This is a genomic window from Arthrobacter sp. U41 (assembly GCF_007679325.1).
GTDB lineage: Bacteria > Actinomycetota > Actinomycetes > Actinomycetales > Micrococcaceae > Arthrobacter.
Genome location: NZ_VEGI01000001.1, coordinates 1177684 through 1200955 on the forward strand (window position 1 = coordinate 1177684; position 23272 = coordinate 1200955).

Here is a 23272-nt window from a genome sequence, read left to right on the forward strand (position 1 = left end):
AGATCAGCTTGTGCTGCCTTTATTTACTTGCGTGGGTTAGCAACCCAGGATTTCCCGAAAGGGAAATTAGCCCTGGCGCTGCTTGTGGCGCGGGTTCTCGCAGATCACCATGACCCGGCCATTACGGCGGATCACTTTGCACTTTTCGCAGATCTGCTTGACGCTCGGCTTGACCTTCATGGCATTCCTTTGCGTGTTGCAGTTGGTCAGCTGGACCGGCCTTCGGCTGTTGCTCTGGCCGCCCAGTGCTTATTTGTAGCGGTAGACGATACGACCACGTGTCAGGTCGTACGGGCTCAGCTCCACCACTACCCGGTCCTCAGGGAGAATCCTGATGTAGTGCTGGCGCATCTTTCCAGAGATGTGTGCCAGAACGATGTGCTTGTTGGTGAGCTCAACGCGAAACATCGCATTGGGCAGCGCCTCAGTCACAACGCCCTCGATCTCAATGACCCCGTCCTTCTTGGCCATACCCTCCGCTAACTGTCGTTTGCCGCAGCCCTCCGGCTTGCACCGAAAATGACCGCGGACGTTTTTTGATTGATTGGCTGAAGCCTCCCGGCCACAAAAGGGCACAACAGGGCAGACAACCAACAGACAACACTACGCCATTACGGGCCGAATGTTAAATCCAGCAATCGTAGCGCACTCAGCGGCCGTATGCACCAAATTCGCCCGCCGGCGTGCTCACGGACTCCGCGCAGCCGATCCCGTCAAGGATGGCGAGGCGCACGACGTCGGCTGCCGCGCTCTGCAGGGTGATGAGACTCACCTGCCGGGCGGCCTCGCTGCTGCGGTCCAGCGCAAGCGCTCCGGTGGCGAGGCAGAAGACGGTGTCCCCGTCCGCCAGGGTGTGGCTGGGATCCAGCGCCCGGGCCAGGCCTGCGTGGGCGGCCGATGCCGTGCGTTTACATTCGGCCTTGTCCAGGATGGCGTTCGTGGCGACGACGACGAGGGTCGTGTTGAGCGCGGGCGGCGCCGTAGCGCCGGCGCCGTCGTCTGCGACTTTAGCCTCGCCTCCCGAGCCAGCAGCCGCAACCCTCTGCGTGCTCGCTCCTTCGTCGCTTAGACGCACGCTGCCGGGTTCCGTCCGCTTGCTCGATGTGCCGAAGGGCAGTCCCAGCGCGTTGACTACTGCTAGCGCTCCTACAACAACAGAGCCCTCGCCGGAGATGTTTTCCAGGGTGATGGAGGCTGTGCCTACTCCCCCTTTGTATTTTCCTCGGCCGATGAGGGCTCCGGTACCGGCGCCTACGTTGCCGCGTTCGACGTCGTGCTGGATCTTGCGGGCGGCGGCGTCCGCCGTGGCCGCGTAGCCCATGGCCGCGTCGGGGCGGGCGGCGAAGTCGCCGCCGCGGCCGAGGTCGAAGATCGCCGCGGCCGGAACGATCGGGACCACTCCGCCGGCAACGGCGAAGCCCCGGCCGTTTTCCTCGCACCACTGCTGGGCGCCGTGGGCGGCGGCGAGGCCGAAGGCGCTTCCCCCGGTGAGCACCACGGCGTCCACGGTATGGGTCAGGGTGGTCGGATCAAGGGCGTCGGTCTCGTGCGTCCCCGGACCGCCGCCCCGGACATCTACGGACCCCACCGTCCCGGCTGGAGGCAGCACCACGGTCACCCCGGTCAGCCAGCCGTCGCCGGCCCGGCCGGCATGGCCCACCCTCAGTCCCGGAACGTCCGTAATTGCAGTCATGGGTCCATTGTGCGCCTTCCGGAACCTCGGCTGTCGCGCCGCGGTGGGTGCGCCGCGTTGGGGCCTTAGGGAATCGGGACGGGCACGACGCCGAGCGGGGCCAGTTTCGCCGCTCCCCCGTCCGGGGCGGACAGCACCCAGATGCCCTTCTCGTGGACCGCGACGGAGTGCTCCCACTGGCAGGACCGTTTGCTGTCCGTGGTCACAACGGTCCAGTCGTCGTCCAGCACGGCTGTTTCGATGCTCCCGCGGACCAGCATCGGTTCGATGGCCAGGCAGAGCCCGGGCCGGATCTTGGGACCGCGGTGGTTGGTGCGGTAGTTCGGCACATCCGGGGCCATGTGCATCTCGGAGCCGATCCCGTGGCCCACGTAGTCCTCGAGGATGCCCAGGGCCTTTCCGGGCACGGAGGAGACGTAGTCGTCCACGGCGTTGCCGATGTCGCCGACGAACTTCCCGGTCGCCAGGGCGGCGATCCCGTGCCACATGGCCGCCTCGGTGACGTCGGAGAGCCGCTGGTCTTCAGGGTCCGCGGTGCCCACGATCACGGTGCGGGCAGAGTCGGAGTGCCAGCCGTCCAGGATGGCGCCGCCGTCGATGGAGAGGATGTCACCGTCCTGCAGGACGCGGCTGCCGGGGATCCCGTGCACCACTTCCTCGTTGACCGAGGTGCAGATGGTGGCGGGGAAACCGTGGTAGCCGAGGAAATTGGACGTGGCGCCGGCGTCCTTGAGCACGGCGGCGAAAACGGCGTCGAGGTCCTTGGTGGTCTTCCCCGGCGCGGCGGCCGCAACGGCGGCGTCAAGGGCGCGGCTGAGGACGAGCCCGGCCTCATGCATGGAGCGCATCTGGGCGTTCGTTTTATATTCGATGCGTGGCTGGCCGAATGCCATCCGCAACTTCCTTTCAATGGGGCTGTGCCGCCGTGGGAGACGGACGGCCAAACGGCTGAGGCTCCTCCCGGTGTTCCGGGAGGAGCCTCGAAGTTCGCGGGCCGGTCAGGCCGACTGGGCCTCTTTGATGGCCTGCATGACGCGGTCGGTGACCTCGTCGATGCCGCCGATGCCGTCCACCCGGGTCAGGATGCCACGGTCGGCGTACTTGGCCACCACGGCTTCCGTCTGGCCGTGGTACAGGTCAAGGCGGTGCCGGATGACGGCTTCGTTGTCGTCAGTGCGCCCGGTTTCCTTGGCCCGGCCCAGCAGGCGGGCCACCAGTTCCTCGTCGTCGGCCGTGAGCTGCAGGACGACGTCGAGCTTCTGGTCGCCGTCGGCGAGGATCCCGTCGAGGTAGTCCACCTGCGCGGTGGTGCGCGGGTAACCGTCCAGCAGGAAGCCGTTCTCGACGTCGTCCTCGCTGAGGCGGTCGCGGACCATCTTGTTGGTCACGCTGTCTGGGACGAAGTCGCCCGCATCCATGTACTTCTTGGCTTCGAGGCCAAGCGGCGTCTCACCTTTGACGTTGGCGCGGAAGATATCCCCCGTGGAGATCGCAACGACGCCGAGGCGCTCAGAAATGCGCTCCGCCTGCGTTCCCTTGCCGGATCCGGGAGGTCCGATAATCAACATTCTCGTCATCGCAAAAGCCCTTCGTAGTGACGCTGCTGTAGCTGCGCATCAATCTGCTTGACGGTCTCCAAACCTACGCCGACCATGATCAGGATCGAGGTGCCACCGAACGGGAAGTTCTGGTTGGCGTTGATCAGGACCAGGGCGACCAGCGGGATCAGTGCCACAAATGCCAGGTAAATGGCGCCGGGGAGCGTGATCCGGGAGAGCACATACTGCAGGTAGTCCGCGGTCGGCTTGCCGGCACGGATACCCGGAATGAAGCCGCCGTACTTCTTCATGTTGTCAGAAACTTCTTCAGGGTTGAAAGTGATCGCAACATAGAAGTACGTGAAGAACACAATCATGGCGAAGTAGAGCACCATGTAGATCGGCTGGTCGCCGCGGACCAGGTTGTTGTTGATCCACTCCACCCAGGGTGCAATCGGCTCGCCGGGCTGGGGCTGGTTGAACTGCGAGATGAGGCCCGGCAGGTACAGCATCGACGACGCGAAGATGACGGGCACGACGCCGGCCATGTTCACCTTGATCGGGATGTACGTGCTGGTGCCGCCCACGGTGCGGCGGCCGATCATGCGCTTGGCGTACTGGACCGGGATGCGGCGCTGGGACTGCTCCACGAAGACCACCGCGGCCACGGTCAGCAGGCCGATGACGAGGACCATAAAGAAGGTGCCCGGGCCCTGCGAGGTCCAGATGGCACCGAGCGAGCCGGGGAAGCTGGAAACGATCGACGTGAAGATGAGCAGCGACATACCGTTGCCGACACCCTTTTCGGTCACGAGCTCACCCATCCACATGATGAGGCCGGTGCCGGCGGTCAGCGTGATGATGATGAGGATCGTGGTGACGATGCTGTCGTCCGGGATGATCGGCAGCTGGCAGTTCGGCAGCAGCTGGCCGGAGCGCGCCAGCGAAACCAGGGTTGTGGCGTTCAGCAGGCCTAGGGCGATCGTGAGGTAACGGGTGTACTGCGTCAGCTTCGACTGGCCCGCAGCGCCCTCCTCGTAGAGCTGCTGGAACCGGGGAATGACCACCCGGAGCAGCTGCACGATGATGCTGGCCGTGATGTACGGCATGATGCCCAGGGCGAAAACGGACACCTGCAGCAAAGCACCGCCGCTGAACAGGTTGACGAGCTGGTAGATACCGCCCGAGGTCTCACCGGTCTGCAAGCATTGCTGGACATTCTGGTAGCTCACACCAGGCGAGGGGATGAAAGCACCCAAGCGGAAGATTGTGATGATTCCCAGCGTGAACAACAACTTGCGTCGCAGATCAGGCGTGCGAAAGGCCCGGCCAAATGCGCTAAGCAAGCGTCCTCCTGAGTATTAAGTAAAGTCGTGTGAGATAGGTCAAATAAACCCAACAACCGAGTCTAACGGGTGGACGCGCCCTGCGAACAATCGCAGGGCCGGAAAAACAGAAAAACTCCCGGTAACCGGGGCCGAAGCCCCGGTTACCGGGAGTTTCACAACGGGCATCTGCCCCGCCGCCTCCTTAGAGGGCGGTGGTGCTTCCGCCTGCTGCAGCAATCTTTTCTGCGGCGCTGGCCGAGAATGCGTGGGCGGTGACGTCAACCTTGACGGTGATGTCGCCGGTGCCCAGCACCTTGACGGGCTGGTTCTTGCGAACGGCACCCTTTTCGACCAGGTTCTCCACGGTGACTGCGCCACCTTCCGGGAACAGCTCGTTGAGCTTGTCCAGGTTTACAACCTGGAACTCAACCCGGAACGGGTTCTTGAAGCCGCGCAGCTTCGGCAGGCGCATGTGCAGCGGCAGCTGGCCGCCGGCAAAGCCAGCCTTGATCTGGTAGCGGGCCTTCGTACCCTTGGTACCGCGACCGGCGGTCTTACCCTTGGAACCTTCACCACGACCAACACGGGTCTTGGCGGTCTTGGCACCCGGGGCGGGACGCAGGTGGTGAACCTTCAGTGCGTTCTGCTTCTCAGCAGTGGCGCCCTGTGCCTTTTCGGCGGTTTTCTTCTCTGCCATTTACTTCGCCTCCTCTACCTTTACCAGGTGCGGAACCGTGTTGAGCATTCCAACGGTCACGGCGTCGGCGGTGCGGACAACGGTGTGTCCGACCCGCTTCAGGCCGAGGGACCGCAGGGTGTCGCGCTGGTTCTGCTTGCCGCCAATGGCGGACTTGAGCTGAGTGATCTCCAACTTTGCGTCGGAGACAAGCACGTTCTTAGCCATGACTCAGACACCTGCCTTCTGGTTCAAGAGAGCCTTCACCATTGCCGGCGGGGCGATCTCGTCGAGCGGCAGGCCGCGGCGTGCTGCCACTGCTGCCGGCTCTTCGAGGCGCTTCAGCGCATCAACGGTCGCGTGAACGATGTTGATGGCGTTCGAGGAACCGAGCGACTTGGAGAGGATGTCGTGGATACCCACGCACTCCAGTACTGCACGGACCGGACCGCCGGCGATAACACCGGTACCGGCGGAAGCCGGACGCAGCATAACAACGCCTGCGGCGGCTTCACCCTGAACGCGGTGAGGGATGGTGCTGCCGATGCGGGGAACGCGGAAGAAGGACTTCTTGGCCTCTTCAACGCCCTTCGCGATGGCAGCAGGAACTTCCTTAGCCTTGCCGTAGCCGACGCCGACCATACCGTTGCCGTCACCGACGACGACGAGGGCGGTGAAGCTGAAGCGACGACCACCCTTGACGACCTTGGAAACGCGGTTGATGGTTACGACGCGCTCTACGAACTGGCTCTTTTCGGCTTCGCGGCCACCGTCGCGGCCACCACGGCCACCACGGTCGCCACGGCCCTGGCCGCGGTCGCCACGCTCGCCACGACGAGCGCCACCACGGCGGTCGTCAGTGGTAGCAGGCGCAGCGGTCTCAGTTGCCGGAGCAGCTACAGCTTCAGTCACCTGAATGTCCTTTTCGTTATTTTCGGTCACAGTGCCAGCCCACCTTCACGTGCGCCGTCAGCGACGGCGGCGATCCGGCCGTGGTACTTGTTACCACCGCGGTCGAAGACAACTGCTTCGATACCGGCAGCCTTGGCACGCTCGGCGACGAGTTCGCCAACGCGCTTGGCCTTGGCAGTCTTGTCACCGTCGAATGCACGAAGGTCGGCTTCCAAAGTGGAGGCGCTTGCCACGGTCAGGCCCTTGGTGTCATCGACAACCTGGACGAATACGTGGCGTGCGGAACGGTTGACGACCAGACGAGGACGTACAGCCGTGCCGGAGATGCGCTTGCGGATACGAAGCTGACGGCGGCTGCGCTGGGCAGACTTGCTCTTGTTCGTACGCTTCTTGTTAATTGCGATCGCCATGGTTACTTACCAGCCTTTCCGACCTTGCGGCGGATGACTTCGCCTGCGTAACGGATGCCCTTGCCCTTGTAGGGGTCCGGCTTCCGCAGCTTGCGAATGTTGGCAGCAACCTCGCCGACCTGCTGCTTGGAGATACCTGAAACAGAGAGCTTGGTCGGGGTCTCTACTGCAAAGGTGATGCCGTTCGGTGCCGTGATGTTGACCGGGTGGCTGTAGCCCAGAGCGAACTCCAGGTCAGCACCCTTGGCCTGAACGCGGTAACCGGTACCGACAATTTCAAGCTTCTTCTCGTAGCCTGCGGTGACACCCTGGATCATGTTGGCGATCAGGGTGCGGGTCAGGCCGTGCAGCGAACGTGAGGCGCGCTCGTCGTTCGGGCGGGCGACAGTCAGGGTGCCATCTTCCAGGGAAACCTCGATCGGGCTGGCCACAGTGTGGCTCAGCTCGCCTTTGGAACCCTTGACGCTGACGACAGAGCCGTCAACCTTGACCTCAACGCCGGCAGGAACGGTGATGGGGAGACGTCCAATACGTGACATTATTCTCTTCCTTTCCCGTTACCAGACGTAAGCGAGGACTTCGCCGCCCACGCCCTTCTTGCCGGCCTGCTTGTCAGTCAAGAGGCCGGAAGAGGTGGACAGGATTGCGACACCCAGGCCACCGAGCACGTGCGGCAGGTTGGTGGACTTTGCGTAAACGCGCAGTCCCGGCTTGGAAATACGACGAACGCCAGCGATGGAACGCTCGCGGTTCGGACCGAACTTGAGCTCGAGGGTCAGCTTCTTGCCAACCTCAGCGTCTTCTTCTTTCCAGGAGGCGATGTAACCTTCGGCCTTCAGGATGTCGGCAACGCGTGCCTTGAGCTTGCTGTACGGCATAGACACGGAATCGTGGTATGCCGAGTTTGCGTTGCGCAGACGCGTAAGCATGTCTGCGACGGGATCTGTCATTGTCATGGTGGGCTCTTGCCCTTCCTCATAACGGTTTCCGCCGTGCTGCTCTCCCGAGCAAAGCTCGGAACCAGCGCGGGCGGACCTTTTACGTAGCTAGATTAATCTTCGGTCTTGAACGGGAAGCCAAGCGCCTTGAGCAGCGCGCGGCCTTCGTCGTCGGTCTTGGCAGTGGTCACGACGGTGATGTCCATGCCGCGAACGCGGTCGATGGAATCCTGGTCGATCTCGTGGAACATAACCTGCTCGGTCAGACCGAAGGTGTAGTTGCCGTTGCCGTCGAACTGCTTGCCGCTGAGGCCCCGGAAGTCGCGGATACGCGGCAGAGCCAGCGTGACCAGACGGTCCAGGAATTCCCACATGCGGTCCCCACGCAGAGTTGCGTGTGCACCGATCGGCATGCCTTCGCGCAGCTTGAACTGTGCGATCGACTTGCGGGCCTTGGTTACCTGCGGCTTCTGGCCGGTGATCAGGGTCAGATCGCGGACAGCGCCGTCGATCAGCTTGGAGTCCTTGGCGGCATCTCCAACACCCATGTTCACAACGACCTTGACCAGACGGGGAACCTGGTTGACGTTCTCGTACTTGAATTCCTCAACGAGCGAGCTCTTGATGGAATCCGCGTACTTGGTCTTCAGACGAGGAACGATCTTGCTTGCCGGAGTCTCGAGAGTCTCAGTCATTAGATGTCCTTCCCTGAGCTCTTGGCCACGCGGACGCGCACTTCGCGCTTCACGCCATCGCGCTCAACGGTCTCGGTGCGGAAACCGACGCGGGTGGGCTTCTTGGTGGACGGGTCAACCAGAGCCACGTTGGAGATGTGGATCGTAGCCTCGACGACTTCGATGCCACCGGTCTTGGTGCCGCGCTGCGACTGACCGACCTTGGTGTGCTTGGTTACGCGGTTGATACCTTCGACCAGCACGCGGTTGGTCTCGGGGAATACGCGCAGAACCTTGCCCTGCTTGCCCTTGTCGCCGCCGCGTTCAGCCTTGGCGCCAGTGATGACCTGAACGAGGTCACCCTTTTTGATCTTAGCCATGGACTAAAGCACCTCCGGAGCCAGAGAAACGATCTTCATGAACTTCTTATCGCGAAGTTCACGACCAACCGGTCCGAAGATACGGGTACCGCGGGGGTCACCGTCGTTCTTCAGGATCACAGCTGCGTTCTCGTCAAACTTGATGTAGGAACCATCCGCACGGCGGCGTTCCTTCTTGGTACGGACGATGACAGCCTTGACGACGTCGCCCTTCTTTACGTTGCCGCCCGGAATTGCGTCCTTGACGGTAGCGACGATGACGTCGCCAATGCCTGCGTAGCGACGGCCAGATCCACCGAGAACGCGAATGGTAAGGATTTCCTTAGCACCCGTGTTGTCGGCGACCTTGAGTCGCGACTCCTGCTGAATCACTATTTACTCCTTGCGTCGCGCTGGTTCTCAGACCGAAATTCTTCCTACGGAATGAGCCTTGCGGAACGGTTGATCGGGGTGTCTCTTGACCTGCCTGGATTTTGCCAGACCAGGCCTAAACTCCCGTGCCAAAAACATTTGCTTCCCAACCGGATCCCGACGAGTCGGGGCGCAAGGGGGCACTATGCCGTGGCACGATTGTTTACGAGGTTTGATGACAGCGCACAGATAGCGCCATACAAACTCAAAATCTTAGCACGTTTTGGGCATATCCCCATATCACAGCTGGCCCATACCCCGGGAACGGAGAAACCCCCGCTCCCAGGAGGGAACGGGGGTTTCGGCGCAGGTCCCCTGGCGGGGAGGCTGCAGGTGTTACTTGGCCTTCTCGAGGATCTCCACCAGGCGCCACCGCTTGGTAGCGGAGAGCGGGCGGGTCTCGGCGAGGAGAACGAGGTCGCCGATGCCGGCGCTGTTCTCTTCGTCGTGAGCCTTGATCTTCGTGTTGCGGCGGATGACCTTGCCGTAGAGGGCGTGCTTCACGCGGTCTTCGACCTGGACAACGATGGTCTTTTCCATCTTGTCCGAGACGACGTAGCCGCGCTTCGTCTTACGGTAACCGCGCTCGTCAGCCTTGGCTGCGTCGGAAACAGTTTCCGTCACGTTCTCGTCCTTTTCACTCACTTGGCATCCTCCTCGGTGTCAACCGTCTCAGCCTTTTCGGCCTTCTTGGTTGCAGCCTTCTTGGACTTCTTCTCTTCCTTGGCTTCCACAACCGGTGCGGCAACCTCGGCACGAATGCCCAGTTCGCGCTCACGGAGAACGGTGTAGATGCGGGCGATGTCCTTCTTTACCGCGCGCAGACGACCGTGGTTCTCCAGCTGACCGGTGGCGGACTGGAAACGCAGGTTGAACAGCTCTTCCTTGGCCTTGCGGAGTTCTTCAACGAGACGCTCGTTGTCGAAACCGTCCAGCTGTGCGGATGCAAGTTCCTTGGATCCTACTGCCATTTCTACTCACCACCTTCGCGACGCACAATGCGTGCCTTCAACGGCAGCTTGTGGATTGCCAGGCGCAGGGCCTCGCGAGCTACCTCTTCACTGACACCGGAGAGTTCGAAGAGAACCCGGCCCGGCTTGACGTTTGAGACCCACCATTCCGGAGAACCCTTACCGGAACCCATGCGGGTTTCGGCAGGCTTCTTCGTCAGCGGACGGTCCGGGTAGATGTTGATCCAGACCTTGCCGCCACGCTTGATGTGGCGGGTCATCGCGATACGGGCAGATTCGATCTGACGGTTCGTGACGTATGCCGGGCTCAGAGCCTGGATACCCCATTCACCGAAGGAGACCTGGGTGCCGCCCGTGGCAGCGCCGGAACGACCCGGGTGGTGCTGCTTACGGTGCTTGACTCGACGTGGGATAAGCATTTAAGCCTGTCCTCCTTCTACAGCCTGTGCCGGAGCGGCAGCAGCTGCCTCAGCTGCCGGTGCTTCAGCAGCAGGTGCTGCGTCGGCTGCCGGGCGGTCGTTACGACGACGGCGGTCACCACGGTCAGCGCCACCCGGGCGGCCCGGGCGGTCGCTGGCACCACGGCCGCGGGACGGAGCAGCAGCTGCCTGCTGAGCCAGTTCCTTGGCGGTGACGTCACCCTTGTAGATCCAGACCTTCACGCCGATGCGGCCGAAGGTGGTCTTGGCTTCGTAGAAGCCGTAGTCGATGTTCGCGCGGAGGGTGTGCAGGGGCACACGGCCTTCGCGGTAGAACTCCGAGCGGGACATTTCTGCGCCGCCCAGTCGACCCGAGCAAGCGATACGGATGCCCTTGGCACCTGCACGCTGTGCGGACTGCATGGCCTTCTTCATCGCACGGCGGAACGCCACGCGGGAAGTCAGCTGCTCAGCAACGCCCTGGGCAACAAGCTGTGCTTCCATCTCGGGGTTCTTGACCTCGAGGATGTTCAGCTGAACCTGCTTGCCGGTGAGCTTTTCGAGCTCGCCGCGGATGCGGTCTGCTTCTGCGCCGCGGCGGCCGATGACGATGCCCGGACGTGCCGTGTGGATATCCACACGGACGCGGTCGCGGGTGCGCTCGATTTCAACCTTGGCGATGCCGGCGCGCTCCATGCCCGTGGACATGAGCTGGCGGATGCGGATGTCTTCGCGAACGAAGTCCTTGTACCGCTGGCCGGCCTTGGTGCTGTCAGCAAACCAGTGCGATACGTGATCGGTGGTGATGCCGAGTCGGAACCCGTGCGGGTTAACTTTCTGTCCCACTTAGCGAGCCTCCTCTTTCTCCGGGGTAGCGACTACCACGGTGATGTGGCTCGTGCGCTTCTTGATCTGAAATGCACGACCCTGGGCACGCGGCTGGAACCGCTTCATGGTCGGGCCTTCATCAACAAACGCTTCGCTGATGATGAGGTCACCTTCGTCAAACGCCACGCCGTCGCGGTCCGCGAGGACCCGGGCGTTGGAGATTGCCGACTGAACTACCTTGAAAACCGGCTCCGAAGCTGCCTGCGGGGCAAACTTCAGAATTGCCAGAGCCTCATTCGCTTGCTTACCACGAACAAGGTTGACGACGCGCCGGGCCTTCATAGGCGTTACGCGGATGTGACGCGCAATTGCCTTGGCTTCCATTGCTTTCCTTCTCTCGTCTTTGACGTAAGTGCAGGCGCCTAGCGGCGCTTGCCCTTACGGTCGTCCTTGACATGGCCGCGGAATGTCCGCGTGGGAGCGAATTCGCCGAGCTTGTGCCCGACCATCGACTCAGTGACAAACACGGGGATGTGCTTGCGTCCGTCGTGTACGGCGATCGTGTGGCCGAGCATGTCGGGGACGATCATCGAACGGCGGGACCAGGTCTTGATGACGTTCTTGGTGCCCTTTTCGTTTTCCCTGGCTACCTTCACAAAGAGGTGCTGGTCAACGAAAGGACCTTTTTTCAGGCTGCGTGGCATGTGTCCAGGCTCCTATCGCTTGTTCTTGCCAGTACGACGGCGACGAACAATAAGCTTGTCGCTCTCTTTGTTGGGACGGCGGGTGCGGCCTTCGCGCTTACCGTTCGGGTTGACGGGGTGACGTCCACCGGACGTCTTGCCCTCGCCACCACCGTGGGGGTGGTCCACCGGGTTCATGGCGACACCACGGACGGTCGGGCGAACGCCCTTCCACCGCATACGGCCGGCCTTGCCCCAGTTGATGTTCGACTGCTCGGCGTTGCCGACCTCGCCGACGGTTGCGCGGCAGCGCACGTCAACGTTGCGGATTTCACCGGAGGGCAGACGCAGCTGGGCGAAACGGCCTTCCTTGGCAACGAGCTGGATCGATGCGCCGGCGGAGCGGCCCATCTTGGCGCCGCCACCCGGACGCAGTTCAACTGCGTGGATTACGGTACCGACCGGGATGTTGCGCAGCGGAAGGTTGTTGCCGGGCTTGATGTCAGCGTCGGCACCTGCCTCTACCGTGTCACCCTGGGCCAGCTTGTTCGGGGCGATGATGTAACGCTTGGTGCCATCAACGTAGTGCAGGAGGGCGATGCGAGCCGTGCGGTTCGGATCGTACTCGATTTCGGCAACGCGGGCGTTGACGCCGTCCTTGTCGTGACGACGGAAGTCGATCAGACGGTACTGGCGCTTGTGGCCACCACCCTTGTGACGGGTCGTGATCTTACCGGTGTTGTTACGGCCACCCTTTTTCGGGAGGGGACGTACCAACGACTTTTCCGGCGTCGACCGCGTGATTTCAGTGAAGTCCGCTACGCTCGAGCCGCGACGGCCCGGGGTAGTCGGCTTATATTTACGGATTCCCATAATTTATTTCCTCGTTAAAGTGGTCTCCGCTACGAGAGCGGACCGCCGAAGATGTCGATAGTGCCTTCTTTGAGGCTCACAATTGCACGCTTGGTGTTCTTGCGGGTACCCCATCCGAATTTGGTGCGCTTGCGCTTACCGGCACGGTTGATGGTGTTGATCGAGTCGACCTTGACGGAGAAGATTTTCTCCACGGCCAGCTTGATCTCGGTCTTGTTCGAGCGGGGGTCCACCAGGAAGGTGTACTTGCCCTCGTCGATCAGGCCGTAGCTCTTTTCCGAGACGACGGGTGCAAGCACGACGTCGCGCGGATCCTTGAGGGTGGCTGCACTCACTTGGCATCCTCCTGGTTCTTTGCCACTGCCCGGTCAGCAACGAATGCTTCGTAGGCAGCCTTGGTGAAGACAACGTCATCGGAAACGAGAACGTCGTAGGTGTTCAGCTGGTCTGCGTACAGAACGTGAACATCCGTGAGGTTGCGCACGGAGAGTGCAGCAACATCGTTGGCGCGCTCGATGACGACGAGCAGGTTCTTGCGCTCGGAGACACCTCGCAGAGTTGCCAGTGCGGCGCTGGAGGACGGCTTGGTGCCGGCTACCAGTTCAGCGACAACGTGGATGCGGCCGTTACGGGCGCGGTCAGAGAGAGCGCCGCGCAGTGCAGCAGCAATCATCTTCTTGGGGGTGCGCTGGCTGTAGTCACGCGGCGTGGGGCCGTGGACAACGCCACCACCGGTCATGTGAGGAGCACGGATTGAACCCTGACGGGCGCGGCCGGTGCCCTTCTGCTTGAACGGCTTGCGACCTGCACCGGAAACTTCGGCGCGGGTCTTGGTCTTGTGGGTACCCTGGCGAGCAGCAGCGAGCTGTGCAACGACGACCTGGTGCAGCAGCGGCACGTTGGTCTGTACGTCGAAGATCTCTGCAGGCAGGTCAACCTTGACAGTGCTAGTCATTGAACTAGGCTCCCTTCACGGCGGTGCGTACGAGTACGACCTGGCCGCGGGCGCCGGGGACGGCGCCCTTGATCAGGAGCAGCGACTTCTCGACGTCAACCGCGTGGACCGTGAGGTTCAGCGTGGTGTGACGAACGGCGCCCATGCGGCCGGCCATTTTCATGCCCTTGAAGACGCGGCTCGGGGTGGATGCGCCACCGATTGAACCGGGCTTACGGTGGTTCTTGTGGGCACCGTGGGAAGCTCCAACGCCGTGGAAGCCGTGACGCTTCATAACACCGGCGAAGCCCTTACCCTTGGTGGTGCCAACGACGTCGATCTTCTGGCCGGCTTCGAAGAGCTCTACGGAGAGCTCCTGGCCCAGCTCGTAAGAGTCAGCATCTGCAGTGCGCAGTTCTACGACGTGGCGGCGAGGCGTGACGCCTGCCTTTTCAAAGTGACCAGCCAGCGGCTTGGTGACCTTGCGGGGATCGATCTGGCCGTAGCCGATCTGAACGGCGACATAGCCATCAGTGTCTGCATTGCGCAGCTGCGTGATGACGTTCGAGTCAGCCTGGACCACAGTGACGGGGATGAGCTTGTTGTTCTCGTCCCAGACCTGGGTCATGCCGAGCTTCGTGCCCAGCAGGCCCTTTACGTTACGGGTTGCGGTCATAGTCTCTCAGCACCTCCCTACAGCTTGATTTCGATGTTCACGTCGGCCGGCAGGTCGAGACGCATCAGCGAATCAACAGCCTTGGGCGTGGGGTCGATGATGTCGATCAGACGCTTGTGAGTACGCATTTCGAAGTGCTCACGACTGTCCTTGTACTTGTGCGGAGAGCGGATGACGCAGTAGATGTTCTTCTCCGTCGGCAGCGGCACAGGGCCTACTACCGTGGCGCCTGCGCGCGTGACCGTCTCAACGATCTTCCGTGCTGAAACGTCAATGACCTCGTGGTCATATGACTTCAGCCGGATGCGGATTTTTTGTCCCGCCATGTCGCCTGACTCTCTTTCAGTCTGTGCTTCCCCTGTTTGGGGCTGCCCTGTTTACTTACGCGTTGTGTGGCTGCCGAAGCATTTGAAGTCTTAACTACCACCCGCCGCACAAGCTGAATCCGGATGAATCCGGGTTCCTCAACCTGCCGGCGTAACCGACCCCCGCGGTCGGGCGTGTCGCGCTGTGCACGCGTACTCGACCGCAGTTCCATGGGGAGTGGGTTATGTTTGGGCTCCTACCTGGACCCTGACACCCGGCATTATCCGGATCGGGACGCGAAAGAGCGCTTGAACAACTCATCTAGTATGCCGGAATTAACGGGCATAAGCCAATCAGCGGCCGGTCGCGGGTGGTCCCGGCACCCGTACGGAGTGCACGCCGGGGCCCGGACGACGGCGGAACCGGCGTTCCGATCATTGCCTTCCGCGGACAGCGTGGGGATGATGGGGTCATGTCTGTGCAGGATTCCGTAGCAGTTCAGGCCCTGGCCGCGCGCCTGCGCCCGGATTTCCAGCTGGGCGTGGCCTCCGCCGCATTCCAGATTGAAGGGTCCCTCGCCGCCGGCGGCCGCGGGCCTTCCGGCTGGGACGCCTTTGTCGAAAAACCCGGCAGCATCCAGGACGGCCACTCCCCCGCGGTGGCCTGCGACCACTACAACCGCACCACGGAGGACGTCGAGCTGATGCGCACCCTCGGCATCGACTCCTACCGCTTCTCCATCTCCTGGCCGCGGATCCAGCCCGACGGCACCGGACCGTTCAACAACCAGGGACTGGATTTCTACGACCGGCTCATCGACCAGCTGCTCGGGGCCGGCATCTCCCCGATGGCCACCCTCTACCATTGGGACACCCCCCTGCCGCTGGAACACCGCGGCGGCTGGCTGAACCGTTCCACGGCGGAACGCTTCGCCGAGTACAGCGCGGCGGCCGGCCGGCGCTTCGGCGACCGCGTGGCCCAGTGGGTCACCCTCAACGAACCGGTGTCGGTCACCCTCAACGGCTACGCCCTCGGCGTCCACGCCCCGGGCCATGACCTGCTCTTCGACGCCCTGCCGGCCGTTCATCACCAGCTCCTCGCCCACGGCCTCGCAGTGCAGGCGTTGCGTGCGGAGGCGGTCACGGGGGCCGTGGGCGTCACCAACCTGCATTCCCCGGTACGGCCCGCAACCCGCTCCATGTCGGACAAATTCCTGGCCGGCATTTTCGACCTGACCCTGAACCGCGTCTACGCGGACCCGATCCTCCTGGGCCGGTACCCCACGGTTCCGCTCGTCGCCAGGCCGTGGTTCCGGTCGCTGGGGAAAATCTCCGACGCCGATCTGCGGACCATCCACCAGCCCCTGGACTTCTACGGGCTGAACTACTACTACCCCGTCAAAGTCGCCACCGGACGCGGTTCGGGCGACAGCCCCGTGGGCAGTGCCGAGGCGATGCTCAAGATGCCGTTCCATATGGCTGCGTTCCCGGAATACACCACCACGGGTTTTGGCTGGCCCGTGGCGCCGGACCATCTGGGCCCGTTGCTCCGGGAGCTGAAAGACAGGTACGGGGCTGCGCTGCCACCGCTGTACATCACGGAAAGCGGGGCCAGCTTCCCCGAGCCGGACCATGTGTCCGGTCCCCTTGCCGATGCCGACCGGATCAACTACATCGCGTCCCATCTGGGTCATGCCCTGGACGCCACGGCTCCCGGCGGGATCGCTGAGGACGTTGAACTGCTGGGCTACTACGTCTGGACCCTCATGGACAACTTCGAATGGGCCGCCGGGTACTCGCAGCGGTTCGGCCTGGTCCATGTGGATTTCGACACCCAGGAACGCACGCCCAAGGATTCCTATTACTGGTACCAGGCCCTCAGCCGGGCACGCAGGGCCTGAGCCTGCGGGCTACTGGTTCTTGTTGGCCCGGTTGATGCGCTTGGCCCGCTCAATCTCGTGGCGGAAGTGCTTCTTGGCCCAGAAGACGCCGGCGACGACGGCAACGACCACCAACAGGAAAATAAACCAGCCCATTGTGAGCTCCCTTCGTTTGGAAGCAACGATATCAGCGCCCGGCCCTGGTCAACCATGGCCCCCGGCTCGCTGCCCGGTGCCGGGCGGCCTCTGCAGCGATCACCGGACCTGTGTCAGCGGATGCCTTCCCACAGGGCGCGCTCCCACGGCCGGGGATCCTCCACAACCCGGGAGACAGCGCCGAACCGCATGGTGGCCCGCCGTCGAAGGTCATACCGTGGCCAGCCAGGGTCCCCGGTGCCTGCGAAGGAAACCCACGCGGCGTGCATGCTGCGCGCGAGGTCCTGCGGCGGATCGTTTCCCAGCAACGGCCCGAAGAGCGGGGCGTCCGGGGCAGCTGTGTCGAAGACAAAGGGAACTTCGACGGCGTGGACCGCGCCGAGGCCCGGCGCCGCCCAGTCGAACTCGTACATGTACGTGCCCCCGCCCGCATGGGCGGCGGCGTGGGCGTCAGCAAGCCGTATGGCGGGGATCCGCATCCACCAGTCCGTCTGGACAGCGGCCAGCAGATCACCGGGCGTCGCTTCGGGGTATCGCATCCGGTAGGCGGACAGGGCCTGTTCGGCCTGCAGCCCGTAGGCCGCCAGGGACTGATAGCCGTAGGCACGGACCGGACCGGACAGGATGTCGATGGTAATACGGGCCATCGCACCGCTGGCCACCAGCCACAGCCGCCAGTCATCGGTATTGGTGCCGATGATGACGTCCACCTCTCCCCCGGTTCCCGCCGTGATGCGCTCGATCGGCGGGCCCGGCAGGATGTCGCCGTCGATGACCGGCTGCCACGGCATGGTGCTCGCCACGACGGCCTGACCCCACCGTTCCGGGTCCGGGTCGGCGAGCAACACGGTCTTGAGCGCCGTCTGCGCCTCGAGGAGCCGTTGGACTCCGACGGCGGCGATCGCCTCACGGGTGGCGGGCACCCCGAGCCTGCCGGCCAGGTACCCGGCGATGCGCAACGCGTCCCCGGCCGGCGTGACCTGGTGGGCTGCGCCGCTCTGCAGGATGGCCCGGGTGAACAGCCCCTCGGCCAGGGGCATCGCCAGCAGCATGCCGATGCTCATCGCCCCGGCGGACTCGCCGAACACCGTGACATTGCCGGGGTCCCCGCCGAAGGCGGCGATGTTCGCCTGGACCCACTGGAGCGCCGCGACCTGGTCGAGCAGGCCCAGGTTGGCGATGCCGTCGTCGAGGTAGAGGAATCCCTCCGCGCCGGGACGCCAGTTGATGACAACACAGACCACCCCGTCCCGGGCGAAGCGGCTGCCGTCGTAGGCCGCCGTCGAGCTCAGTTCGAACATGCCGCCCTGGATCCACACCATCACCGGGAGCTTCGCGGCGCCGGGATCGGGCGTCCAGACGTTGAGGTTCAGGCAGTCCTCAGACGGGGCGGCGCGATCCACCGCGGCGAAGGCGGAGCTGACGTCCGCCCAGTCTTCCGCGGCACCGGTGACCGTACCGCCGGTGGGCGGAGGCGCCACCTGCGGGGGCTCCGGCCCCAGCATCGTGGCGTTCCGGACGCCGGACCACGGCTCGGCCGGCTGCGGCGGCTGCAGCCGGTTCGCGCCGAAAGGCGGCGCGGCGTAGGGGACCCCGAGAAAGGAGTGCACGCCCGCGGCGGTGCTGCCGCGCAACTCACCACTGGCAGTCCTGACCACTACGTTCATCACACCATCGTGGGCCCCGACGCCGGGCGCCGAAAGGGGCGTTGGTCCTGCGGCAGTGAGGCGGCACAAAAAAGAACAGCCCCGCTGCTAATGCAGCGGGGCTGTTCTTTACTTCACGGAGGCCGTCAGACGGCTGAACCGATCAGGGATCTAAACACAGATCAGCAAGTATTACTTGAGGATCTTGGTAACGCGTCCCGAACCAACGGTGCGGCCGCCTTCGCGGATAGCGAAGCCGAGGCCCTCTTCCATGGCGATGGGCTGGATGAGCGCAACGGTCATCTCAGTGTTGTCGCCGGGCATAACCATTTCCGTGCCTTCCGGCAGGGTGATAACGCCGGTTACGTCCGTGGTGCGGAAGTAGAACTGCGGGCGGTAGTTGGAGTAGAACGGGTTGTGACGTCCGCCTTCGTCCTTGGAGAGGATGTAGACGTTAGCCTCGAAGTCGGTGTGCGGGGTGATGGAACCCGGCTTGACGACAACCTGGCCACGCTCGACATCGTCGCGCTTCAGACCGCGGAGCAGGAGGCCACAGTTCTCGCCGGCCCATGCTTCGTCGAGCTGCTTGTGGAACATCTCGATACCGGTAACCGTGGTCTTCTGGACCGGGCGGATGCCGACGATCTCGACCTCGGAGTTGATGGCGAGGGTTCCACGCTCGGCGCGGCCCGTAACAACGGTGCCACGGCCGGTGATCGTGAAGACATCTTCGATCGGCATCAGGAACGGCTTGTCACGGTCACGTACGGGGTCCGGAACGGACTCGTCGACAGCTTCCATGAGGTCCTCGACGGACTTGACCCACACCGGGTCGCCTTCGAGAGCCTTCAGGCCGGAAACGCGTACAACCGGAGCTTCATCGCCATCGAAGCCCTGAGCCGAAAGCAGCTCGCGAACTTCCATTTCGACGAGGTCGAGGAGCTCTTCGTCCTCAACCATGTCCGACTTGTTCAGCGCGACCAGCAGGTAGGGAACACCAACCTGGCGGGCGAGCAGGACGTGCTCGCGGGTCTGAGCCATCGGGCCGTCAGTGGCGGCAACCACGAGGATTGCACCGTCCATCTGTGCAGCACCGGTGATCATGTTCTTGATGTAGTCAGCGTGACCCGGAGCGTCTACGTGTGCGTAGTGGCGCTTCTCGGTCTGGTACTCAACGTGGGAAATGTTGATGGTAATGCCGCGCTGGCGCTCTTCGGGAGCAGAGTCAATCGACGCGAAGTCGCGCTGCTCGTTGAGGGCCGGGTACTTGTCGTACAGCACCTTGGAAATCGCGGCCGTCAACGTCGTCTTACCGTGGTCAACGTGACCAATGGTGCCGATGTTAACGTGCGGCTTAGTCCGCTCGAACTTTGCCTTTGCCACAGGTTCCTCCTAGAACGTTTTCAAATGACTTACCCTTCGACCGCGCTTGTCGCGGCAGAAACTCCAGTAAGTCTACTTGGGGGGCTTTGGTTTGATGAAATTGCAGATTCAGGAACTAATACTAGTGCCACGAGTCTGTCGGAGCAGATGGCCGGATCCGGCGTGACCGGAAGCGGCTGACCGGGACCGGCCATCTGCACCAGGCGAATCTCCGTAGTTAGAGACGCACCCGAGTTTGTAGCTGCGAGAGTCGCGGGGACTATTCGCCGCGGTTCTTCTGGATGATCTCGTCGGCAACTGCCTTCGGGACCTCGGCGTAGCTGTTGAACGTCATGGAGTACACAGCGCGGCCCTGGGTCTTGGAACGCAGGTCACCGATGTAGCCGAACATGCCGGACAGCGGAACGTGCGCACGGATGACCTTGACGCCCTGGGCATCTTCCATGGACTGCATCTGGCCACGGCGGGAGTTGAGGTCACCGATTACTTCACCCATGTATTCCTCAGGGGTGCGGACCTCGACATCCATCAGCGGTTCGAGCAGGACAGGGTTCGCCTTGCGTGCGGCTTCCTTGAAAGCCATACGGCCGGCGATCTTGAACGCCATTTCCGAGGAGTCAACATCGTGGTATGCGCCGTCAACCAGCGTGGCCTTGATGCCGACCACCGGGTAGCCGGCCAGGACGCCGTCGTTCAGCGCATCCTGGATACCGGCGTCCACGGACGGAATGTATTCGCGCGGAACGCGGCCACCGGTGACCTTGTTCTCGAACTCGTACATCTCGCCTTCGGACGTGTCCAGCGGCTCGATCGCGATCTGGATCTTTGCGAACTGGCCCGAACCACCGGTCTGCTTCTTGTGCGTGTAGTCGTGACGCTCTACAGCACGCTTGATGGTTTCGCGGTAAGCAACCTGGGGCTTGCCCACGTTTGCCTCGACCTTGAACTCGCGGCGCATGCGGTCCACCAGGATGTCCAGGTGGAGCTCGCCCATGCCGGCGATGATGGTCTGACCGGTGTCTTCGTTGAGGGAGACCTGGAAGGTCGGGTCCTCAGCGGAGAGCTTCTGGATGGCCGTGGAGAGCTTCTCCTGGTCACCCTTGGTGTTCGGCTCGATCGCAACAGAGATCACGGGCTCCGGGAAGCTCATGGACTCGAGGACGATCTGGTTGCTGGAGTCGCACAGGGTGTCGCCCGTGGTGGTGTCCTTCAGGCCGATCGCTGCGTAGATGTGGCCTGCGGTAGCGCCGTCGACCGGCATTTCCTTGTTGGCGTGCATCTGGAACAGCTTGCCGATGCGCTCCTTCTTGCCCTTGGTGGAGTTGACCACCTGGGCGCCTGCTTCCACGTGACCGGAGTACACGCGGATGAAGGTGAGCTGGCCGAAGAAGGGGTGAGCAGCAATCTTGAACGCCAGGGCCGAGAACGGCTCCTCGGAGGACGGCTTGCGGGTCAGTTCCTTCTCTTCGTCGCGAGGATCGTGACCGATCATCGGGGGGACGTCGAGCGGGTTCGGCAGGTAGTCCACGACGGCGTCAAGCATCGGCTGGACGCCGCGGTTCTTGAACGCGGAGCCACAGAAGACCGGGTAGAGCTCGGAGTTGATCGTCATCTTGCGGATGCCGGCCTTGAGCTCGTCCTCGGAGATTTCTTCGCCTTCGAGGTACTTCTCCATGAGCTCTTCGGAGGACTCTGCAACGGTCTCAACGAGCGTTGCGCGGTACTCTTCAGCCTTTTCCTTGAGGTCAGCCGGGATCTCCTGGATCTCGTACTTGGCACCCATGGTGACGTCACCCTTGGAGTCGCCGGGCCAGACCAGGGCACGCATGTAGAGCAGGTCGACGACGCCGATGAAGTCGTTCTCGGCGCCGATCGGCAGCTGCATGACGAGCGGCTTGGCACCGAGGCGGCTGATGATGGTGTCGACGGTGAAGTAGAAGTCAGCGCCGAGCTTGTCCATCTTGTTGACGAAGCAGATACGCGGGACGTTGTACTTGTCGGCCTGGCGCCAAACAGTCTCAGACTGCGGCTCCACGCCTTCCTTGCCGTCGAACACGGCAACTGCACCGTCGAGGACGCGCAGGGAGCGCTCAACCTCAACCGTGAAGTCCACGTGGCCGGGGGTGTCAATGATGTTGATCTGGTTGTTTTCCCAGAAGCAGGTCACGGCGGCAGACGTGATGGTGATGCCGCGTTCCTTTTCCTGTTCCATCCAGTCAGTCGTCGAAGCGCCGTCGTGCGTTTCGCCGATCTTGTGGTTCACACCCGTGTAGAACAGGATGCGCTCGGTAGTAGTGGTCTTGCCGGCATCGATGTGGGCCATGATGCCGATATTGCGGACCTTGCTAAGGTCGGTAAGCACGTCCTGTGCCACGGTGTCTCCCTTTCGGATGGACTGCACGTTCGCCGCCGGCTCGGTTGAGCCGGCGGCGTCCGGGAAGTATTACCAGCGGTAGTGTGCGAAGGCCTTGTTGGACTCGGCCATCTTGTGGGTGTCTTCGCGACGCTTCACAGCGGCACCGAGACCGTTGGAGGCATCCAGAATCTCGTTCTGGAGGCGCTCGGTCATGGTCTTCTCGCGGCGGGCCTTCGAGTAGCCAACCAGCCAGCGCAGGGCGAGGGCGGTGGAGCGACCCGGCTTGACCTCAACCGGAACCTGGTAGGTGGCGCCACCGACACGACGGGAGCGGACCTCGAGGGAAGGCTTGACGTTCTCCATGGCCTTCTTGAGGGCTGCAACGGGGTCGCCGCCGGACTTGGCGCGAGCACCTTCGAGTGCACCGTAAACGATGCGCTCTGCGGTGGACTTCTTGCCGTCAACGAGCACCTTGTTGATCAGCTGGGTGACCAGCGGGGAGCCGTAAACGGGATCTAGAACTAGCGGCCGCTTGGGGGCCGGACCCTTGCGAGGCATATTACTTCTTCTCCATCTTTGCGCCGTAGCGGCTACGAGCCTGCTTACGGTTCTTGACACCCTGGGTATCGAGGGCGCCACGGACGATCTTGTAGCGGACACCCGGAAGGTCCTTAACACGGCCGCCACGGACGAGCACAATGGAGTGCTCCTGCAGGTTGTGGCCTACACCGGGGATGTACGCGGTGACTTCAACGCCGCCGTTGAGGCGCACACGTGCAACCTTACGCAGAGCCGAGTTCGGCTTCTTCGGGGTCGTCGTGTACACGCGGGTGCAAACACCGCGGCGCATCGGGCTGCCGTTAAGCGCGGGAGCCTTGGTCTTCTTGACCTTAGGCGTGCGGCCCTTGCGGACCAGCTGGTTAATCGTAGGCACTCTCGTGTTCTCCGTTTTATCCGGAGCGGCCGTTGGCAGCCGCTCTCTTGTCGCTGCGCCCCGCCGCTCGAGCTTTGAAGTTCTCTCCAGAGCAGCTGAGGCGAAGCCTTAATAGTCGGACCGCACGCCGGGATCCACGGACTTCCATCCTGAATTGCCCCTAGGCATGCGAAAATGTGGCATACGTTGCACAAGAACCCTGCAAACCGGAAACGTCGTCCTGGCTCAGCCTTTCAGCTCAAAGCTGTCTAGCTACAACCGGCGCACT

At 62.8% G+C, this 23272-nt stretch carries 33 protein-coding genes; 1 reads left to right on the forward strand and 32 read right to left on the reverse strand.

Annotated features, from left to right (window positions below; all coding sequences use genetic code 11):
* Positions 1-66: 66 nt before the first annotated feature.
* The 26 genes from rpmJ to rpsJ all read right to left on the reverse strand — a co-directional run bounded on the left by rpmJ (position 67) and on the right by rpsJ (position 14670).
* Complete coding sequence (gene rpmJ, locus FS787_RS05350) at positions 67-180, reverse strand: 50S ribosomal protein L36 (protein ID WP_009358722.1); 114 nt, start codon at positions 178-180, stop codon at positions 67-69.
* Positions 181-249: 69 nt separating this feature from the next.
* Positions 250-471, reverse strand: a complete 222-nt coding sequence (gene infA, locus FS787_RS05355) for a translation initiation factor IF-1 (RefSeq protein WP_009358723.1) — start codon at positions 469-471, stop codon at positions 250-252.
* A 178-nt stretch (positions 472-649) separates the two neighbouring features.
* Positions 650-1693, reverse strand: a complete 1044-nt coding sequence (locus FS787_RS05360; RefSeq protein ID WP_144671215.1) for a P1 family peptidase — start codon at positions 1691-1693, stop codon at positions 650-652.
* A gap of 65 nt (positions 1694-1758) precedes the next feature.
* Entirely contained in the window at positions 1759-2586 is an 828-nt protein-coding gene (gene map / locus FS787_RS05365) for a type I methionyl aminopeptidase (RefSeq protein WP_144671216.1), read from the reverse strand.
* 105 nt (positions 2587-2691) lie between these two features.
* Positions 2692-3261 (reverse strand): adenylate kinase, encoded by a 570-nt coding sequence (locus FS787_RS05370; protein WP_186329134.1) that lies wholly within the window; start codon positions 3259-3261, stop codon positions 2692-2694.
* Positions 3262-3266: 5 nt separating this feature from the next.
* The gene (secY, locus tag FS787_RS05375; RefSeq protein WP_144671218.1) at positions 3267-4577 is read right to left on the reverse strand and encodes a preprotein translocase subunit SecY; all 1311 of its coding nucleotides are present in this window, start codon (positions 4575-4577) and stop codon (positions 3267-3269) included.
* Between the two features lie 184 nt (positions 4578-4761).
* Entirely contained in the window at positions 4762-5256 is a 495-nt protein-coding gene (gene rplO, locus FS787_RS05380) for a 50S ribosomal protein L15 (protein WP_144671219.1), read from the reverse strand.
* Entirely contained in the window at positions 5257-5463 is a 207-nt protein-coding gene (gene rpmD, locus FS787_RS05385) for a 50S ribosomal protein L30 (protein ID WP_144671220.1), read from the reverse strand.
* 3 nt (positions 5464-5466) lie between these two features.
* Entirely contained in the window at positions 5467-6147 is a 681-nt protein-coding gene (gene rpsE / locus FS787_RS05390; protein ID WP_173403037.1) for a 30S ribosomal protein S5, read from the reverse strand.
* A 26-nt stretch (positions 6148-6173) separates the two neighbouring features.
* Complete coding sequence (gene rplR, locus FS787_RS05395; RefSeq protein ID WP_018773674.1) at positions 6174-6557, reverse strand: 50S ribosomal protein L18; 384 nt, start codon at positions 6555-6557, stop codon at positions 6174-6176.
* A 2-nt stretch (positions 6558-6559) separates the two neighbouring features.
* Positions 6560-7096, reverse strand: a complete 537-nt coding sequence (rplF, locus tag FS787_RS05400; protein ID WP_144671221.1) for a 50S ribosomal protein L6 — start codon at positions 7094-7096, stop codon at positions 6560-6562.
* Positions 7097-7114: 18 nt separating this feature from the next.
* Positions 7115-7513 carry a 30S ribosomal protein S8 gene (gene rpsH, locus FS787_RS05405; RefSeq protein ID WP_056425243.1) on the reverse strand — a complete coding sequence of 133 codons (399 nt, stop codon included), beginning with the start codon at positions 7511-7513 and terminating at the stop codon, positions 7115-7117.
* A gap of 95 nt (positions 7514-7608) precedes the next feature.
* Positions 7609-8190 carry a 50S ribosomal protein L5 gene (rplE, locus tag FS787_RS05410; RefSeq protein ID WP_056425240.1) on the reverse strand — a complete coding sequence of 194 codons (582 nt, stop codon included), beginning with the start codon at positions 8188-8190 and terminating at the stop codon, positions 7609-7611.
* Positions 8190-8549, reverse strand: coding sequence for a 50S ribosomal protein L24 (gene rplX, locus FS787_RS05415; protein ID WP_056425237.1), 360 nt, complete (start codon positions 8547-8549; stop codon positions 8190-8192). Before rplX ends, rplE begins: the two co-directional genes overlap by 1 nt.
* Positions 8550-8552: 3 nt before the next feature.
* On the reverse strand, positions 8553-8921 hold the full coding sequence (rplN, locus tag FS787_RS05420) for a 50S ribosomal protein L14 (RefSeq protein ID WP_003803789.1): 369 nt from the start codon (positions 8919-8921) through the stop codon (positions 8553-8555).
* 375 nt (positions 8922-9296) lie between these two features.
* Positions 9297-9605 carry a 30S ribosomal protein S17 gene (rpsQ, locus tag FS787_RS05425; RefSeq protein ID WP_056425236.1) on the reverse strand — a complete coding sequence of 103 codons (309 nt, stop codon included), beginning with the start codon at positions 9603-9605 and terminating at the stop codon, positions 9297-9299.
* Entirely contained in the window at positions 9602-9931 is a 330-nt protein-coding gene (gene rpmC, locus FS787_RS18230) for a 50S ribosomal protein L29 (RefSeq protein WP_056425235.1), read from the reverse strand. The genes rpsQ and rpmC overlap by 4 nt, the downstream gene beginning before the upstream one ends.
* Positions 9932-9933: 2 nt before the next feature.
* Complete coding sequence (gene rplP / locus FS787_RS05435; RefSeq protein WP_018773668.1) at positions 9934-10350, reverse strand: 50S ribosomal protein L16; 417 nt, start codon at positions 10348-10350, stop codon at positions 9934-9936.
* Complete coding sequence (gene rpsC, locus FS787_RS05440) at positions 10351-11196, reverse strand: 30S ribosomal protein S3 (RefSeq protein ID WP_056425234.1); 846 nt, start codon at positions 11194-11196, stop codon at positions 10351-10353. It lies immediately after the preceding gene.
* Positions 11197-11562 (reverse strand): 50S ribosomal protein L22, encoded by a 366-nt coding sequence (gene rplV / locus FS787_RS05445; protein WP_003803798.1) that lies wholly within the window; start codon positions 11560-11562, stop codon positions 11197-11199.
* A 38-nt stretch (positions 11563-11600) separates the two neighbouring features.
* On the reverse strand, positions 11601-11882 hold the full coding sequence (gene rpsS, locus FS787_RS05450) for a 30S ribosomal protein S19 (protein ID WP_018773666.1): 282 nt from the start codon (positions 11880-11882) through the stop codon (positions 11601-11603).
* A 12-nt stretch (positions 11883-11894) separates the two neighbouring features.
* The gene (gene rplB / locus FS787_RS05455; protein WP_024366131.1) at positions 11895-12734 is read right to left on the reverse strand and encodes a 50S ribosomal protein L2; all 840 of its coding nucleotides are present in this window, start codon (positions 12732-12734) and stop codon (positions 11895-11897) included.
* 29 nt (positions 12735-12763) lie between these two features.
* A complete protein-coding gene (gene rplW, locus FS787_RS05460) occupies positions 12764-13069 on the reverse strand; it encodes a 50S ribosomal protein L23 (protein ID WP_056425233.1) in 306 nt (101 codons plus the stop codon).
* Positions 13066-13689 (reverse strand): 50S ribosomal protein L4, encoded by a 624-nt coding sequence (gene rplD, locus FS787_RS05465; RefSeq protein WP_056425230.1) that lies wholly within the window; start codon positions 13687-13689, stop codon positions 13066-13068. The genes rplW and rplD overlap by 4 nt, the downstream gene beginning before the upstream one ends.
* A gap of 4 nt (positions 13690-13693) precedes the next feature.
* Complete coding sequence (gene rplC / locus FS787_RS05470; protein WP_024366134.1) at positions 13694-14344, reverse strand: 50S ribosomal protein L3; 651 nt, start codon at positions 14342-14344, stop codon at positions 13694-13696.
* A gap of 17 nt (positions 14345-14361) precedes the next feature.
* Positions 14362-14670 carry a 30S ribosomal protein S10 gene (gene rpsJ, locus FS787_RS05475; protein ID WP_038464699.1) on the reverse strand — a complete coding sequence of 103 codons (309 nt, stop codon included), beginning with the start codon at positions 14668-14670 and terminating at the stop codon, positions 14362-14364.
* 452 nt (positions 14671-15122) lie between these two features.
* On the opposite strand from rpsJ, the gene FS787_RS05480 reads away from it, so the two are divergent.
* Positions 15123-16550, forward strand: coding sequence for a GH1 family beta-glucosidase (locus FS787_RS05480; protein ID WP_144671222.1), 1428 nt, complete (start codon positions 15123-15125; stop codon positions 16548-16550).
* A gap of 9 nt (positions 16551-16559) precedes the next feature.
* Here the strand turns inward: FS787_RS05480 and FS787_RS18110 are convergent, their stop codons facing one another.
* From FS787_RS18110 to rpsL, 6 genes are all read right to left on the reverse strand, one after another.
* A complete protein-coding gene (locus FS787_RS18110; protein ID WP_260982408.1) occupies positions 16560-16685 on the reverse strand; it encodes a hypothetical protein in 126 nt (41 codons plus the stop codon).
* Between the two features lie 113 nt (positions 16686-16798).
* Entirely contained in the window at positions 16799-18352 is a 1554-nt protein-coding gene (locus tag FS787_RS05485; RefSeq protein WP_144671223.1) for a carboxylesterase/lipase family protein, read from the reverse strand.
* Between the two features lie 171 nt (positions 18353-18523).
* Positions 18524-19714, reverse strand: a complete 1191-nt coding sequence (tuf, locus tag FS787_RS05490; protein WP_144671224.1) for an elongation factor Tu — start codon at positions 19712-19714, stop codon at positions 18524-18526.
* Between the two features lie 259 nt (positions 19715-19973).
* On the reverse strand, positions 19974-22088 hold the full coding sequence (gene fusA / locus FS787_RS05495; RefSeq protein WP_144671225.1) for an elongation factor G: 2115 nt from the start codon (positions 22086-22088) through the stop codon (positions 19974-19976).
* Positions 22089-22157: 69 nt separating this feature from the next.
* Positions 22158-22628 (reverse strand): 30S ribosomal protein S7, encoded by a 471-nt coding sequence (rpsG, locus tag FS787_RS05500; RefSeq protein ID WP_011692813.1) that lies wholly within the window; start codon positions 22626-22628, stop codon positions 22158-22160.
* A gap of 1 nt (position 22629) precedes the next feature.
* Positions 22630-23004, reverse strand: a complete 375-nt coding sequence (gene rpsL, locus FS787_RS05505; protein ID WP_011692814.1) for a 30S ribosomal protein S12 — start codon at positions 23002-23004, stop codon at positions 22630-22632.
* Between the last annotated feature and the right edge of the window lie 268 nt (positions 23005-23272).

What these genes read in the sequence shown, in the direction of transcription:
- rpmJ (WP_009358722.1), bottom strand. Translation starts at nt 180, where the DNA reads ATGAAGGTCAAGCCGAGCGTCAAGCAGATCTGCGAAAAGTGCAAAGTG.
- infA (WP_009358723.1), bottom strand. Translation starts at nt 471, where the DNA reads ATGGCCAAGAAGGACGGGGTCATTGAGATCGAGGGCGTTGTGACTGAG.
- FS787_RS05360 (WP_144671215.1), bottom strand. Translation starts at nt 1,693, where the DNA reads ATGACTGCAATTACGGACGTTCCGGGACTGAGGGTGGGCCATGCCGGC.
- map (WP_144671216.1), bottom strand. Translation starts at nt 2,586, where the DNA reads ATGGCATTCGGCCAGCCACGCATCGAATATAAAACGAACGCCCAGATG.
- FS787_RS05370 (WP_186329134.1), bottom strand. Translation starts at nt 3,261, where the DNA reads ATGTTGATTATCGGACCTCCCGGATCCGGCAAGGGAACGCAGGCGGAG.
- rplO (WP_144671219.1), bottom strand. Translation starts at nt 5,256, where the DNA reads ATGGCAGAGAAGAAAACCGCCGAAAAGGCACAGGGCGCCACTGCTGAG.
- rpmD (WP_144671220.1), bottom strand. Translation starts at nt 5,463, where the DNA reads ATGGCTAAGAACGTGCTTGTCTCCGACGCAAAGTTGGAGATCACTCAG.
- rplR (WP_018773674.1), bottom strand. Translation starts at nt 6,557, where the DNA reads ATGGCGATCGCAATTAACAAGAAGCGTACGAACAAGAGCAAGTCTGCC.
- rplF (WP_144671221.1), bottom strand. Translation starts at nt 7,096, where the DNA reads ATGTCACGTATTGGACGTCTCCCCATCACCGTTCCTGCCGGCGTTGAG.
- rpsH (WP_056425243.1), bottom strand. Translation starts at nt 7,513, where the DNA reads ATGACAATGACAGATCCCGTCGCAGACATGCTTACGCGTCTGCGCAAC.
- rplE (WP_056425240.1), bottom strand. Translation starts at nt 8,190, where the DNA reads ATGACTGAGACTCTCGAGACTCCGGCAAGCAAGATCGTTCCTCGTCTG.
- rplX (WP_056425237.1), bottom strand. Translation starts at nt 8,549, where the DNA reads ATGGCTAAGATCAAAAAGGGTGACCTCGTTCAGGTCATCACTGGCGCC.
- rpmC (WP_056425235.1), bottom strand. Translation starts at nt 9,931, where the DNA reads ATGGCAGTAGGATCCAAGGAACTTGCATCCGCACAGCTGGACGGTTTC.
- rplP (WP_018773668.1), bottom strand. Translation starts at nt 10,350, where the DNA reads ATGCTTATCCCACGTCGAGTCAAGCACCGTAAGCAGCACCACCCGGGT.
- rplV (WP_003803798.1), bottom strand. Translation starts at nt 11,562, where the DNA reads ATGGAAGCCAAGGCAATTGCGCGTCACATCCGCGTAACGCCTATGAAG.
- rpsS (WP_018773666.1), bottom strand. Translation starts at nt 11,882, where the DNA reads ATGCCACGCAGCCTGAAAAAAGGTCCTTTCGTTGACCAGCACCTCTTT.
- rplB (WP_024366131.1), bottom strand. Translation starts at nt 12,734, where the DNA reads ATGGGAATCCGTAAATATAAGCCGACTACCCCGGGCCGTCGCGGCTCG.
- rplD (WP_056425230.1), bottom strand. Translation starts at nt 13,689, where the DNA reads ATGACTAGCACTGTCAAGGTTGACCTGCCTGCAGAGATCTTCGACGTA.
- rplC (WP_024366134.1), bottom strand. Translation starts at nt 14,344, where the DNA reads ATGACCGCAACCCGTAACGTAAAGGGCCTGCTGGGCACGAAGCTCGGC.
- rpsJ (WP_038464699.1), bottom strand. Translation starts at nt 14,670, where the DNA reads ATGGCGGGACAAAAAATCCGCATCCGGCTGAAGTCATATGACCACGAG.
- FS787_RS05480 (WP_144671222.1), top strand. Translation starts at nt 15,123, where the DNA reads ATGTCTGTGCAGGATTCCGTAGCAGTTCAGGCCCTGGCCGCGCGCCTG.
- FS787_RS18110 (WP_260982408.1), bottom strand. Translation starts at nt 16,685, where the DNA reads ATGGGCTGGTTTATTTTCCTGTTGGTGGTCGTTGCCGTCGTCGCCGGC.
- FS787_RS05485 (WP_144671223.1), bottom strand. Translation starts at nt 18,352, where the DNA reads ATGAACGTAGTGGTCAGGACTGCCAGTGGTGAGTTGCGCGGCAGCACC.
- rpsG (WP_011692813.1), bottom strand. Translation starts at nt 22,628, where the DNA reads ATGCCTCGCAAGGGTCCGGCCCCCAAGCGGCCGCTAGTTCTAGATCCC.